At 45.6% G+C, this 13262-nt stretch carries 15 protein-coding genes and 1 riboswitch; of the genes, 11 read left to right on the top strand and 4 right to left on the bottom strand.

All coding sequences use genetic code 11. The features are described from left to right. Positions 1 to 245: 245 nt before the first annotated feature. A complete protein-coding gene (locus PPA03S_RS19475) occupies positions 246 to 1421 on the bottom strand; it encodes a M20 family metallopeptidase (protein WP_062325349.1) in 1176 nt (391 codons plus the stop codon). A 178-nt stretch (positions 1422 to 1599) separates the two neighbouring features. On the opposite strand from PPA03S_RS19475, the gene PPA03S_RS19470 reads away from it, so the two are divergent. From PPA03S_RS19470 to PPA03S_RS19460, 3 genes are all read left to right on the top strand, one after another. Beyond that, complete coding sequence (locus PPA03S_RS19470; RefSeq protein WP_062325347.1) at positions 1600 to 3063, top strand: ABC transporter substrate-binding protein/permease; 1464 nt, start codon at positions 1600 to 1602, stop codon at positions 3061 to 3063. After that, positions 3050 to 3772, top strand: coding sequence for an amino acid ABC transporter ATP-binding protein (locus PPA03S_RS19465; RefSeq protein ID WP_062325346.1), 723 nt, complete (start codon positions 3050 to 3052; stop codon positions 3770 to 3772). Before PPA03S_RS19470 ends, PPA03S_RS19465 begins: the two co-directional genes overlap by 14 nt. A 237-nt stretch (positions 3773 to 4009) precedes the next feature. Beyond that, positions 4010 to 4206, top strand: a riboswitch (cyclic di-AMP (ydaO/yuaA leader). Between the two features lie 2 nt (positions 4207 to 4208). After that, entirely contained in the window at positions 4209 to 4871 is a 663-nt protein-coding gene (locus PPA03S_RS19460) for a 3D domain-containing protein (RefSeq protein WP_062325344.1), read from the top strand. Between the two features lie 135 nt (positions 4872 to 5006). On the opposite strand, the gene PPA03S_RS19455 is transcribed toward PPA03S_RS19460, so the two are convergent. Next, positions 5007 to 5795 (bottom strand): polysaccharide deacetylase family protein, encoded by a 789-nt coding sequence (locus PPA03S_RS19455; protein WP_062325342.1) that lies wholly within the window; start codon positions 5793 to 5795, stop codon positions 5007 to 5009. Between the two features lie 154 nt (positions 5796 to 5949). Here PPA03S_RS19455 and lpdD point away from each other — a divergent pair, with 154 nt between their 5' ends. The 5 genes from lpdD to PPA03S_RS19430 all read left to right on the top strand — a co-directional run bounded on the left by lpdD (position 5950) and on the right by PPA03S_RS19430 (position 8875). Then, on the top strand, positions 5950 to 6294 hold the full coding sequence (lpdD, locus tag PPA03S_RS19450; RefSeq protein ID WP_062325340.1) for a prenylated flavin chaperone LpdD: 345 nt from the start codon (positions 5950 to 5952) through the stop codon (positions 6292 to 6294). Positions 6295 to 6414: 120 nt separating this feature from the next. Beyond that, entirely contained in the window at positions 6415 to 7086 is a 672-nt protein-coding gene (locus PPA03S_RS19445; RefSeq protein ID WP_062325338.1) for a PspA/IM30 family protein, read from the top strand. A 96-nt stretch (positions 7087 to 7182) separates the two neighbouring features. Further along, complete coding sequence (locus PPA03S_RS19440; protein ID WP_062325336.1) at positions 7183 to 7584, top strand: DUF350 domain-containing protein; 402 nt, start codon at positions 7183 to 7185, stop codon at positions 7582 to 7584. Positions 7585 to 7607: 23 nt separating this feature from the next. Continuing rightward, positions 7608 to 8114 (top strand): DUF4178 domain-containing protein, encoded by a 507-nt coding sequence (locus tag PPA03S_RS19435; RefSeq protein ID WP_062325334.1) that lies wholly within the window; start codon positions 7608 to 7610, stop codon positions 8112 to 8114. A gap of 11 nt (positions 8115 to 8125) precedes the next feature. After that, a complete protein-coding gene (locus PPA03S_RS19430) occupies positions 8126 to 8875 on the top strand; it encodes a DUF4247 domain-containing protein (RefSeq protein ID WP_062325332.1) in 750 nt (249 codons plus the stop codon). A 122-nt stretch (positions 8876 to 8997) separates the two neighbouring features. Here PPA03S_RS19430 and hlpB read toward each other — a convergent pair whose 3' ends face one another. Continuing rightward, positions 8998 to 9288, bottom strand: a complete 291-nt coding sequence (gene hlpB / locus PPA03S_RS32410) for an HNH nuclease-like protein HlpB (protein WP_082704229.1) — start codon at positions 9286 to 9288, stop codon at positions 8998 to 9000. A gap of 168 nt (positions 9289 to 9456) precedes the next feature. On the opposite strand from hlpB, the gene PPA03S_RS19425 reads away from it, so the two are divergent. Both PPA03S_RS19425 and mobB read left to right on the top strand, forming a co-directional pair. After that, entirely contained in the window at positions 9457 to 10725 is a 1269-nt protein-coding gene (locus tag PPA03S_RS19425; protein WP_062325495.1) for a molybdopterin molybdotransferase MoeA, read from the top strand. Between the two features lie 7 nt (positions 10726 to 10732). After that, a complete protein-coding gene (gene mobB, locus PPA03S_RS19420) occupies positions 10733 to 11281 on the top strand; it encodes a molybdopterin-guanine dinucleotide biosynthesis protein B (protein WP_062325330.1) in 549 nt (182 codons plus the stop codon). Between the two features lie 174 nt (positions 11282 to 11455). Here the strand turns inward: mobB and xerS are convergent, their stop codons facing one another. Beyond that, entirely contained in the window at positions 11456 to 12562 is a 1107-nt protein-coding gene (gene xerS / locus PPA03S_RS19415) for a tyrosine recombinase XerS (RefSeq protein ID WP_062325329.1), read from the bottom strand. Positions 12563 to 12721: 159 nt separating this feature from the next. Between xerS and PPA03S_RS19410 the strand changes: the two genes are divergently transcribed. Beyond that, positions 12722 to 13210: a GNAT family N-acetyltransferase gene (locus PPA03S_RS19410; RefSeq protein ID WP_062325328.1), complete on the top strand. Its 489-nt coding sequence runs from the start codon at positions 12722 to 12724 to the stop codon at positions 13208 to 13210. The last annotated feature ends 52 nt before the right edge of the window (positions 13211 to 13262 follow it).

Genomic DNA, 13262 nt, shown 5'->3' with positions numbered 1-13262 from the left:
ACAGCACCTCCTGAACTCAAGATAAAGTTATAGCTATAAATAACCAAGTTAGACAGCAAATGAACCATGAAGTGCTGCAACAAATGTAGAATTTTCAATAATTTTCAATATTTTCTTTTCACAGCATTTCCAGCTTGGGTCTGGATATACGTATTCAAAATGAACAAAAGGGGTGTCTCCCAGACCTGAATTACAGGTCCATGAGGACACCCCTTGAAGGATGGCGCGCCAGTTTGCGAATAAACTTAGCGACGTACACCATCAAATTCTGTTCGAATTGTTTGCAGCAGTTCAGGCTGGGTCAAGACATCATACGCGGTTGCAGCAAGTGCCTTGGCTCCGAGAATCATACCATCCAGGGCGCGGTCTTGCAGCGCCAAATCACGGAACTCGATGGAGTGAAGGGTATGTACCTCGTCCACAACACGAATATAAGGGTGGATGGCAGGACAGCGCAGGGAAACATTACCGATATCCATGGAACCGTGATCATTCCCGCTCACAATCTCCTCTTGAGGAATGCCCAGCTCAAGCAAGTTTGCACTAAAGGCAGCCGATAACGATTCATTGGTAACCATCTCATCATAAGAAGTCTCATAATTGGATGTAATCAGCCGGCACCCGGTTTGCAGAGCAGAGCCTTCCGCAATCTGAATCACACGCTCGGTGAGGATATTCAATTCTTTTCTCGTCGAGGCACGAACATAGAATTGGGCAGAAGCGTAGTCTGGAATGATGTTCGCTGCCTGTCCTCCGCTATTGATAACACCGTGAATCCGAACTGTGCTTTTCACTTGTTGGCGGAACGCATTAATCCCATTGAACGTCTGAATTACCGCATCCAGTGCATTAATGCCTTCATGTGGACTTGCAGCAGCATGTGAAGATTTGCCATGAAACTCAAATTGCACCGCGTCAATCGCCAGAGAGCTGCCTGATTTCTCATACGCATAGTAGGGGTGAGCCATCAGTGCGATATCACAATCATCGAATAAACCTGCTTCAGCCATAGGCACTTTGGCACCGCGTGTTTCTTCCGCTGGCGTACCGAACACTTTCAATGTTCCGCCCGTTTCATCCAGTATGGATTTAAGACCAACAGAAGCTCCGAGGCTCATCATGCAGATTAAATGATGTCCGCACGCGTGTCCGATTTCAGGCAGTGCATCGTACTCACACAGGAGGGCAATGGTAGGACCTGGCTTAGAGGCAGAGTACGTACCGATGAAGGCCGTCTCCAATCCAAGAACAGGAGCTTCTACTGAGAATCCGTGATAGGCAAGTTCTTCCTTTAACCGAGCCGAAGCGAGATATTCTTCATTCCCGAGTTCCGGATGGGCACCAATGTATGATGAAATCTCCTTAAAACGGGAAGCATATTGATCAATGACCGTTAAAATTTGTGTTTTGGTATGTGTCATCATGGACTCCTTCGCAAAAATGAAAATAATTAATGATTATATCATAGTTGCAGTTATTTTTCAGAAACAAGCTGTAATAAAACATCACGAAATGCATTGCATAATCATGCATTCTACTTTATAATGACTCAGGCATCAACAAGAGAAGCACACCAAGTTGTATAAGGGGAGAACAGGGTTGAAATTGATTAGTCGTTACACTATGATGCTGCTGGCTTTGTTGGTTCTGTTAACTACCGTTGCGCCTGTTGCATCGGCAACGGGAACCACAGGCGATTCAAGCAGTAAAAAGCTGGTGCTCGGTACTAGCGCCGATTTTGCACCATATGAATTCCATAAAGTCATTGACGGTAAAGACCAAATTGTGGGCTTTGATATTGCCATTGCCAAAGAAATTGCAGCCGATCTTGGCGCAGAACTTGTGATCGAGGATATGGGTTTTGACGGACTGCTGCCTGCATTGCAGAGTGGTCGTGTGGATATGGTCATCTCGGGAATGACACCGACAGATGAGCGCAAGAAAAGTATCGACTTTTCCGATACCTATTATAAATCAAAACAAGTTATCATGATACGTAATACGGATAAAGACAAATATCCTACGATGGCAGAATTGGAAAATGAAAAAATTGGAGTACAAAAAGGCTCCATTCAGGAAACGATTGGTCAGGGAATCCCAGGCGCAAAACTGACAGCACTTGATAAAATATCCGATATCGTGCTGCAATTGCAGACCAATCGTGTGAATGCGGCGATCGTCGAGGATACGGTAGCTGCTGGTTATCTGGATGATATTATCGGACTAGCTCCTGCTATTCCGGATGAAGAGCAGGTAGAAGCAGCGATCGGGATTCGCAAGGGCAATACGGAACTGCTGACCGCAGTGAACGGGACGCTCGAACGTCTGAAAAGCGAAAATAAAATTGAGCAAATGGTTAAAGAAGCGAGTCAGTTGAATGCGGACAAGCTGGACAAAAATCAGAATATTTTTGAAGTGTTCTGGCAGTATAAAAGCTTTTATGCGACAGGTGTGGGCTACACCCTTCTACTGTCTGCACTTGGTGTGATATTCGGGGTTATCATCGGTTTGATCATCTGTCTGTTCCGTTTGCATGACGTCGCAATTTTGCGCTGGATCGGTACAGCTTACGTTGAGGTCATTCGAGGTACGCCAATGCTGGTTCAACTGATGATTATCTACTATGGCCTTGCACTGACTATGGGTATTAATTTCACGCCACTTCAGGCAGGTATCATTACACTCTCCATTAATAGTGGTGCCTATCTTGCGGAGATCTTCCGTGCGGGTGTTCAGGGTGTGGATCGCGGTCAGCTGGAAGCGGCACGTTCCCTGGGGATGGGCAGAACAGCTGCAATGCGTTTCATCGTGCTTCCACAAGCTTTTAAAGCCGTATTGCCAGCAATCGGTAATGAGTTCGTAACCATTATCAAGGAATCCTCCATTATCTCGGTTATCGGTATGGTGGACATTATGTACCAGGCAAGTGTAGTCAAAAACATTACGTACCAAGGAATGAACCCATTCCTGATTGCAGCAGCCATTTACTTTGTGCTGACGTTCATTTTGTCCAAGCTGCTGGGTCGACTGGAAAGGAAGTTGAGTGCAAGTGATAGACGTTAGACAATTACACAAATCATATGGTAATAACGATGTGCTCAAGGGCATTAACGTAACAATCGGCAAAGGTGAGGTTGTTGTGGTCATCGGACCGTCCGGATCGGGAAAAAGTACATTTTTGCGCTGCTTGAACCTGCTGGAGCAGCCGACTTCCGGCGAAATTAATTTTGAAGGCGTGTCGATCACAGATCCTAAACACAACATTAACGCGACTCGTGAAAAAATGGGCATGGTCTTCCAGCACTTTAACCTGTTTCCGCACAAAACGGTCCAGCAGAACATTACAATCGCTCCCATCAAAGTGAAAAAGCAATCCGTTCAGGAAGCGGAACAAATCTCGGCAGAGTTGCTCAAGACGGTCGGCCTGTCCGACAAAAAAGATGCTTATCCGAATCAGCTGTCTGGTGGACAGAAACAGCGGATTGCTATTGCAAGAGCTCTTGCCATGCAGCCGCATGTCATGCTGTTTGACGAGCCAACTTCTGCACTTGACCCTGAAATGGTCGGTGAGGTGCTGGATGTCATGAAGCGTCTTGCTGAAGGTGGCATGACCATGGTGATTGTAACGCATGAGATGGGCTTTGCTCGCGAAGTCGGAGATCGGATCCTGTTTATGGATGGCGGGGTAATTGTAGAAGAAGGAACACCTGCTGAAGTGTTTGGTGAACCCAAGCATGCACGTACACGTGATTTCCTGGCCAAAGTGCTCTAATTTTAATGGACTTTAGCAACCACGATAAAGCCTTGTCGACACGCAGTCGGCAAGGTTTTTTGTGATGGTGAACATAACATAAGATTGAATTTACATAAAAAGTAACGTTTCTGTCATTAAAGGAACAACAACAAACAGATGGTAACTTGAAAAATTCGCATATTTTCTGCATTTGTGAAGAGATCTTTTACCCATTTGGTAACATTTACTACGACTCAAGGTTACAAAATTGTGATATATTTGTTCCTGCCGAAACTTCTGGACAAGAAGTGTGGAGGATGTAATGATGCAGAATGTGCTGGGGAAGAAAGAGGGCACGCTGCTTGGGGTGAATTAGGGCGTACATATAGTCTTGAATGTAATTAGGACCTATAGGGTGGTCTCCTCCATCCGAATCCGACAACTAACTTCGCAGGCACAATGAGGGAGGAAGACCATGATTAACAAGAAACGTATAGCCAAAACAGCAACAGCTTTGCTGACAGCAGCAATGCTGATTCAGGCGGTTCCGGCTCACGCTGATTCAGTTCATGTGGCCAAAGAGGGGGATACCTTCTACACCTTATCCAAGCAATATGGAGTTGGGTTAAACACACTCATTAAAGCTAACAGTGACATTTCCACTTACAACATCTATGGCGGTTTGAAAATTACGATTCCTGGCAAAACAAACACCGTATCTGCAGCAGCAGCTACAAACGCTAAAACGATAACGACAGCCAGTCTTGATGTCAACGCAGACAACAAGAGCGTTCAAGCCTGGGGGAAAACATTTGACTACAGCAAGTCAGTCGATGTAAAAGCAACGGCCTACTCCGCAGACGCTTCCGAAAATGGAGGATGGGGTGCTGTGGACTACTTCGGTAACCCGCTCGAATTGGGTACCATTGCAGTAGACCCGAGTATTATTCCGCTGGGAACGAAGGTCCTAGTAACTGGTCACACACATCCAGGGCTTCCTAAACAGGCATTTGTTGCTACGGCTCGAGATGTGGGGAGTGCGATCAAAGGGCATAAGATTGATATCTATATTCCAGGGAGCAAACAGTCCGTGAGTACATTCGGTATTCAGGATGTAGAACTTTACATTTTAAAATAACAACACAAATGAGCTGCACATTTCCAGTGCAACTACACTTTGAACTTACGAATTAGAATAGGGTGTCCTTTGGTCACGATAATGTGATGGAAGGACACCCTTTGTATATACGAACTCCTCACATACTAACAAATCCTACTTGCCCTTAGGCAGGCCCAGCATTTCGTCCAAAGTGACCAGCTCATACCCTCGATTACGCAATTCCTTAATAACTTCAGGCAGTGCTTCGATCGTGCCGTTCAGATTCGAACCTACACCGCCTCCTGCATGCTGCAAAACAATCGAACCGGGTTTAACCGCGGAGAGAATGTTCTCCTTTACTTTATCTTTGGGTAGGCCCTTCCAGTCCAGGGAATCAACGTTCCAGTTCACAATGCTGTAACGTTGCTTGGCTGACCATTGCAGCTGTTGTTCGTTAATGTCTCCATAAGGTGGGCGGATCATCTTGGGAGTGTAACCCGCCAAATCGCGAATGATATCTCCGGTATGTAAGATTTGTTTGCGAAATGCATTCATGGACAGCTTGCTGAACTCCGGATGATTGTAGCTGTGATTACCTACAATATGTCCTTCTTTTACCATGCGTCTCACCAAATCCGGATGTTTCTCAGCGCGATTTCCCACAATGAAAAAGGTAGCCCGAACCTTGTATTTTTTCAAAATATCAAGTACCTGCGGGGTGAACCTAGGATCAGGTACATCATCAAAAGTCAAAGCCACCTGTTTGGTTGAAGGACCATTCGTTTTGAATGTATCGGCATATTTCTGCCTAAGCTGTCCGAGTGTCAGCTGTTCCTCCTCGGATGAATCCGACTTCGAAACAGGTTCATCTTGTGGACTTGAGGCAGCGCTTAATTGAGCAGGGGCAAAGCTTCCTCCCAGAAGAATGAACATGATGAATAACATAATGAGGCGTAGACGCATGTTAGTGCCTCCTTTTCCCAATTTGCGTTCTCTTTGGTATGCCCGGGAATGCAGCCATTTATTCGTGATGTGAGATGTTTCATTGCTGATTCATTGAATCCGATCCATACTTCCACCATACATATCACAAACAGAAAAGGATAGGTGGTACAAGATGAGTACATACGACTTGAAGTCTGTTCGTATACAGGTGATTGAGGCTGGAGAAGACAAAGTATTTCTGGTGACTGGAGGAAAACCACATATTGGAGCGGTAGCGACATTTTATCCGGATGGAGAACGGGTGAGCGGGGTTACCGTGCATATTCCAGGGCATAAAGAACAAGAGTTGTGTGAGAGGCTTGCACGTAAAGCGGCCATGCATTTGAAAGTAGCTGTGACCTTTATTATGGGAATTCATTTTGATGCAATTACGCGGATGCAGATTGATGAGATTGTGCAGACTGCAGAGAGGCTGCTTGATGAAGCGTTGATTCAATTCGATCAGCGGATTCAATAGTTCCATTGAAGCTAAAATCGTCTTTTATGATTTTTTTTGTTAAAATTGAAACGAGTAGAAGGTTGCCACGTATGTATGGTTATATACAAGGATGTAATATCGACTAGGAGGAATACCATAATGTCTATTTTCAAACGATTGCGCGATTTAACGATGTCTAACATTAATTCCATTATTGACAAGGCAGAAGACCCGATTAAAATGACGGATCAATATATCCGTGACATGCAGGAAGATCTGGAAGATGCGGAGAAAGCTGTAGCCGCACAGATTGCCATTGAGAAGAAATTCAAGCAGCTGTTCGAAGAACAGGAAGCTCTTGTGAAGAAACGTGAAGAGCAGGCTCACACCGCTGCCCGTGCCCAGAACATGGACCTCGCACGTCGTGCGCTGGAAGAGAAGAAAGTCGCTGAAGAAAAAATGGCTGAGTACAAAACAAGCTACGACCAGAACAAAGCGTCTGCTGATAATCTTCGCGGCAAGCTCGACGAAATGCGCAAGCAGTTGACTCAGATGAAAAACAAACGTGAGACATTGGTTGCGCGCTACAATGCAGCAAAAGCTCAAACTGAAATCAACAAGGCAATGAACGGATTTGGTTCTGACACAGCTAGCGCGGGTCTGAAGCGTATGGAAGAAAAAATGATGCAGATGGAAGCACAGGCAGAAGCCAGCAATGAAATGTCGTCCAAAGGAAAATCGCTGGATGATGAATTTGAGAAGCTGGGCAAAGATCAGGCAGTCGAAGATGAATTGGCTGCATTGATGAAGCAGTACGAAAATAAAAACTAAGCCTTGTATGTTAAGCAGGGTCACCAGCGGAGGAGAGACCAGCGTTTCTCCTTCGCTTTTAATTGCGGTTCATGTTGAGATGTGGGGGCTATGAAGATGGATTTGAACATTTTGGCAATGCTGGTCTGGACGTTGTCGGGTTCGGTTTTGCTGTTTGTCTTGATGTATGTGGATTCGTTGTTCACGAAATATAAGGATTTTGCCGAAGTGAAAGCGGGCAACATGGCTGTGACGACACGCATGGTCATGAAGCTTTTTGCTCAAGGCTATGTACTCGCTACCTCCATCTCGACAGCGGGTCATCTTGGAGAAGCGTTACTGGTATCCGTCGTTTCGTTTATCATTTTGTTGATTCTGGAGAGTGTAGTTCACTTCATCATTCGGACGTGGGCCAATCTGGATCTGGATACGGGGATTCAGCAGGGAAAGACAGGTTACGGTTTATTCTCAGGTGCACTTCATATTGTGGGCGCATTAATTATTGCAGCTTGTTTATAAGATAAAGAACAGGAGTAATAGGCATGAGTGTGTGGAAACGAATTAAAGGGATATTAGCCAAACCGGAACCTCCCCGGGCAGAAAAAACGATGCTCCAACTGACACCTGGTGATATATGCGAGGTTTCACTGGTAACCTATGAAGTTGTTGGACGTGTGCATCATCGTGCACGGAATGCGGCTGTCCTTACCTTGCAGGATGGTACAGCAATTCGGCACTTGCATATTGAAGAACGGGAAATGACACGGTATGCCCTCTATACACCGATCGATGGTCGGCTTGATGCACCTGATGAGGTGCCTACCTTGCTGGACCTGGATGGACGTGCGTATCATCTGGAGGAAGAATACGGAGGAATGGTAACCACGGCAGGAAGGACACCCTATGGTCAGGCTGGAGAGCAGCTCGTATGGCAATATCAGTCAGATGATAACATGCTTCTGCGTGTGGAGTGGCAAGACAGAAGATTTACGCTGTATGAGGGAGAGTCCATTCTTCCTGCGGATATCAAAGTGATTCGTTCGAGCTAGGAGAGGTTCCAATGAAAAAGCGCTTGGCACACGGATTAAAATTAATGCTGGTTCTCAGCCTTGTGATGTCCCTGTTGTCCGCGTGCGGAGCACCCTCCGTTCAGGACACATATCCGCTTGAATCGGTCAGTGGCAGCGGTAACACGACGTCCTATGTGTACCGGGCCGCCGATCGAACGGTTCCCGAGGTTGCTCAGGAATTGTCTGAACAGCGTAAACCGGACCAGATTTCGGCGGAAAATACAGAGCGGATGTTCCTGGTGTATCAGGACCAGTACTATCATCTACAACAAGACCCGAATAAAAAAGAAGATACCTTGGTTGAAGTCGATTCCAAGGAATATGTTCGGCAGAACTATGATTCATCCTTTTTGCAAGGGTACTTAACTGCAACGTTAATTGGTAATTTGTTTGATACGTTTGGAGGTAATCGATCCGCCGGAAAGTATCGGGGTTATACGAACAAAGACACGTACAAACCGAGTGAAGGTTCTTATCGAACACCAACAAGCAGTGATAAAAAGGCCGCCCCGCCGATTACAGTTGATCGAAAAGGTTCAATTACCCGGCGTGGAAGTGATAAGGACACGAGCGTAGGCTCGAGTGGAGGACTATTCGGTCGGAAAAAGGAACAAAGCAAGGGTACAATTGATCGTAACAAGAGCAGTGGTGGCCTGGGAGGATTATTTGATTCACCGAAGAGTTCTTATAAAAAGCCCAAAACAAGGGTTGGTGGCGGCCGGATTATGAGGCGCAGGTAATATGAAATCTCTTGGGCAGTGGTTCGATAATGGTTATTTCTAAAAGGTTTGGCAAAGGAACAGTGAAAGAGGTAGGTGGGGAAAGTTTTGCCACTGAAAATTACCTTGGACGCTGTTCTTTTTTACGATTTACGTACATGTTGGGATTTGCGCACGCGAGGGATCGTTGTCGCCGGTTGTTTACGAATCCAGCGGATATAAGGGGCTACACGCTCATCCTGCCTTAATGCCTGAACATCAGTTAGACCGAGGGTTACCAGGTCTCGGTTGGTGTACAAAGAATGAATTTGCTTGTGGCAAGGGATGCAGAGATGAGCAATAGGCATTAAGGTACCACCCATTTCTTTAGGTGTCAGATGATGGACTGTGGTGTCTACAGGTTCTCTTCCACATAATTCGCATCGGTTGTTCACAGATCTCAACTCCTTTTCTATATTATAATCGGACTACAGGGCTTTCATGTGAGTTGGACAGAAGGGTAGTACTTGTCACAAATTAGCTTTCGAGCTACACTTTCAGAAACAATTAAATGTCCTGGGGAGGATCATATACCATTGAAAAAGAACTCACATTCGGTTGATATGACGACTGCCAAATTTGTCCGTAAGGCTATTCAGGTCGCGGATGCTCAAGCAAAAGTAGCAGCTCATGTCACTTCAAGTCTGATCGAAAAAGTAACGCTAGAAAACGCACATGGCCGAACACTTGCCGAGACGATCCATGCCCCTCACCCTTATCCGTTCTTTCGCCGTTCCGGAATGGATGGCTTCGCTATTCTAAGTTCGGATACGGTAGAAGCATCAACTGATCAGCAAATATGGCTGCGTATTATTGATGAAATTCCATGCGGCTATACATCGGATTATACGATCACATCCGGTACAACGGCCCGGATCATGACAGGAGCTCAGGTCCCGGAAGGTGCAGACGCGGTTGTCATGATGGAAATGACGGAAAGCAAAGAAGAGCATGGCGAACAATGGATTGCACTGAAGCGACGTATTGAACCGGGAACCAACATTACGCCAATAGGATTGGAAGTACAAGAAGGCCAAGTGCTGCTTGAAGCAGGGACCATCATTCAGGCGGGCGAGCAGTCTGTGCTGGCAACATTCGGTTTTGCTCAAGTGCCTGTATATAGACGTCCTAAGGTGGCCATTTTTGCAACGGGTACTGAATTGCTGGAAGTGGACGAACCGTTACAACCGGGGCGAATTCGAAACAGCAACAGTTATATGCTGCGCTCTCTGGTCGTTGAAGCAGGCGGGGAGCCGGTGATGTACGGTTCGATTGCAGATGACGTTGACACTGCTCGTGCGAAGCTGACGGAAGCGGTTGAACATAATGATATGGTGGTTACAACAGGCGGAGTATCGGTTGGGGATTATGATATTATGGGTGATCTGGTTCGGGAAGGGAATATGGAGATGCTGTTTAATAAGGTAACCATGCGTCCTGGCAGTGTGACAACGGCTGCTGTAATCCATAATAAGTTACTCTTTGCCCTTTCTGGCAATCCCGGGGCGTGCTTTGTCGGATTTGAATTGTTTGTTCGGCCAGCGATTCGCTCCATGCAGGCGGATACACATCCATATCTGGAAGAATGGACGGCCATCTTGGATGAAGCATATACGAAGGTGAACAATTTTACCCGATATGTACGTGGACGGACCGAGATACGCAATGGAATGGTGTATGCCAAACCTGCTGCTTCCCGTATAGACGAATCCAGTGTCATGATTACAATTAAGGATAGTGATTGTCTGATTGTTGTTCCACCTGAGAAAAAAGGTATTCCTGCGGGCGAACAGGTACGCATTCTCAGACTTCCCACAGGACAAGTAAGGTAGGTCATACATGACTAAGATACGCAATACAGCACCATACATTGTTCAGATTGTCGGATACAAAAACACGGGCAAGAGCACATTGACGGCTGCGCTTACCCGGTATCTGACATCCATTGGACGAAACGTAGCCGTAATTAAACATGATGGACATGACCATTTTGAGATGGATCATGCAGGAACGGATTCTTATAGCTTTACACATGCAGGGGCTGCTGCTGTTGTTGTAATGTCGGATAATCGTACGGCAATCATGAAACAGCAACCGACTGCATTGGATGAAATGTTGAGTTATCTATCGGACGACTATGACTGGATTCTCATTGAAGGGTACAAACAAGCGACTTTTTCCAAGCTGCTTCTAGTTCGTGAAGAGAAAGACTTTGCTTTGAGCGAGACGTTGCATGGGGTAATTGGCATTATCTCATGGTTGCCGGTTGAAAAAAACAAGTTATTGCAGGCAGCGGAAGAAGAACTTGTATGGCATTCTGTTGATGAGACTGAACAGATCGCGAAGTGGCTTGTATCGTTAGAGGGTAACGTGGAGGGGCATGTTTAATTTTACGCAAAAAATATTATGTAAACTAAATAATTGAGTTGGATAAAACGTTTGGTTGTTTTCATGATATGAGAAGTACGAATAGACCAATAGCGATCCTTTCCGGAATATTCCTGTAGGGATCGCTAGGTCGTATTTTTTGGATACCTTGAAGATTCTGAACTGGAAAAAAGGCTACATGCCATCATCCGTGCGGCGTTCAATAGCTTCTGACATGGTTTTGTCAGTAAGGTGAGCGTAAATTTCGGTCGTTTCTGTAGAAGCGTGTCCGAGCTGCTCTTTGGTTTTATAAATATCATTCTGCAGATAATAATCGGTCGCAAAGGAGTGACGCAGTTTATGAACAGTTAGATACGGTTTGCCAAATCGTTTGGCGTACTTCATAATCATCGCCTGTATCGCTCGTTTGGTCATCCGGCTTCCTTCGGAATCCCCGTTGCGAAGAGCGATGAACAACCCTTTTTCCCGCTTGGGTGTACGGTAACGTGATTGGCGCAGATTGATATAGGTTGCAAGCTCGTCCTTGGCTTGCTCTCTGAAATAAACGGGTGTTTTGAAGGTCTCATCATTATTGCCCTTGCGATATACATACAACAGCTTATTGTTCAAATCGAGATCATCCACGTTCAGGTTCACAACTTCCGATACACGCAAACCCGAATTCAGAATGAGGCTTGCAATACATGCATCCCTTTCTTTGTTTAACTCATGCGAATATAGTGCCTGTTTGTTTTTCTCCATATCCACAGCGTATCCTTCAAGGATGTACCCGATAAATTCCAACAGCTCTTCATCTTCCAAGAGCTTTCCTTTTAACTTCGCTGCGGTATCTTTTGGCTTATGGGTACGTTTAATTTCAATCTTCGCCATGATGTTTCGTTTCAGCAGAGGATAGAAATCTTCATCTTCAGCAATCTGACTTAAATAATGAAACAGCGAACGCAGGGATGAAAGCTTGCGGGAGACCGTGATTCTGGAATTCGCTCCTTCACGCTTGGTAGCCAGAAACAAACGGTATGATGTCACTGATTCCATTCGAAGCACTTCCAGTTCAGTCAGTGTAACCTCTTTATTGGAACCAGCCTGGGACAGACCTTCTGCTCGCATCCAGCCAAAAAAGGCTTCATAATCCCTTATATATTCAAGCAAGGTAGACGGTGATAAATCCGGTAATTTATAGTCAATGAATTGCTGAACGAACCAGGGCATGGAAGGAAGTTTGTCATCCAGCTTGCGTCGGTCGATCTCTTTTTGCACATTGGTCAAGTTCGGCACCCCCATGGTAATATATGTTTGAAGATATGCTATAACTCAGTGTACCATATTTATATCGTCACAGCTGTTCACAGAACCACGTTATGAAGGTCGATGTTTCCTTGCTCCTGCGGACTCCAGGTATTAAAGTATAAATTATATGTAGAGCAGAGGAGGTGAACCGGGATGAGTATGAAAATAGAGCTGGTTCCCCGGGAACGAAGTCAGGTGATTCGTCATTTGATGCAATTTTATCTGTATGATTTTACGAAGTATCTTAATATTGACGTGGACAACAACGGGATTTTTCCAGAATACCCTGGACTTGACGCATTTTGGACGGGGGAAGGTACCAAGTTTCCTTTTCTCATTACGAGTGACGGGTCACCGGCAGGGTTTGCATTGGTCGAACGTTGTGAACCAGGCAGCAAGGATAATGACTATTATTTAACCGAGTTTTTTGTCATGCAGAAATATCGACGTAGCGGGGTGGGGACTTGGGCCGCTTATGAATTGTTCCAACGTTTTCCGGGAAGATGGAAAGTGACCCAGGTTCGGAATAACGTGATTGCACAGGCATTCTGGCGTAAAATTATTGGGGAATACACGGGAGGCCGTTTTCGGGAAAAGTTCCACCCGGAGCTAGGTAATCCCAGTCAGTATTTTGTAACCTGATTGACTTATGGACGACTTGGGACAATACTGCAAGAGACCAATAAGAAGTTTA

Source organism: Paenibacillus pabuli NBRC 13638 (assembly GCF_001514495.1).
GTDB lineage: Bacteria > Bacillota > Bacilli > Paenibacillales > Paenibacillaceae > Paenibacillus > Paenibacillus pabuli.
This window is presented reverse-complemented; position numbering and strand designations above follow the sequence as displayed.

What these genes read in the sequence shown, in the direction of transcription:
- PPA03S_RS19455 (WP_062325342.1), bottom strand. Translation starts at nt 5,795, where the DNA reads ATGCGTCTACGCCTCATTATGTTATTCATCATGTTCATTCTTCTGGGA.
- PPA03S_RS19440 (WP_062325336.1), top strand. Translation starts at nt 7,183, where the DNA reads ATGGATTTGAACATTTTGGCAATGCTGGTCTGGACGTTGTCGGGTTCG.
- lpdD (WP_062325340.1), top strand. Translation starts at nt 5,950, where the DNA reads ATGAGTACATACGACTTGAAGTCTGTTCGTATACAGGTGATTGAGGCT.
- PPA03S_RS19445 (WP_062325338.1), top strand. Translation starts at nt 6,415, where the DNA reads ATGTCTATTTTCAAACGATTGCGCGATTTAACGATGTCTAACATTAAT.
- xerS (WP_062325329.1), bottom strand. Translation starts at nt 12,562, where the DNA reads ATGGGGGTGCCGAACTTGACCAATGTGCAAAAAGAGATCGACCGACGC.
- PPA03S_RS19460 (WP_062325344.1), top strand. Translation starts at nt 4,209, where the DNA reads ATGATTAACAAGAAACGTATAGCCAAAACAGCAACAGCTTTGCTGACA.
- PPA03S_RS19430 (WP_062325332.1), top strand. Translation starts at nt 8,126, where the DNA reads ATGAAAAAGCGCTTGGCACACGGATTAAAATTAATGCTGGTTCTCAGC.
- PPA03S_RS19475 (WP_062325349.1), bottom strand. Translation starts at nt 1,421, where the DNA reads ATGACACATACCAAAACACAAATTTTAACGGTCATTGATCAATATGCT.
- PPA03S_RS19435 (WP_062325334.1), top strand. Translation starts at nt 7,608, where the DNA reads ATGAGTGTGTGGAAACGAATTAAAGGGATATTAGCCAAACCGGAACCT.
- PPA03S_RS19410 (WP_062325328.1), top strand. Translation starts at nt 12,722, where the DNA reads ATGAGTATGAAAATAGAGCTGGTTCCCCGGGAACGAAGTCAGGTGATT.
- mobB (WP_062325330.1), top strand. Translation starts at nt 10,733, where the DNA reads ATGACTAAGATACGCAATACAGCACCATACATTGTTCAGATTGTCGGA.
- PPA03S_RS19425 (WP_062325495.1), top strand. Translation starts at nt 9,457, where the DNA reads ATGACGACTGCCAAATTTGTCCGTAAGGCTATTCAGGTCGCGGATGCT.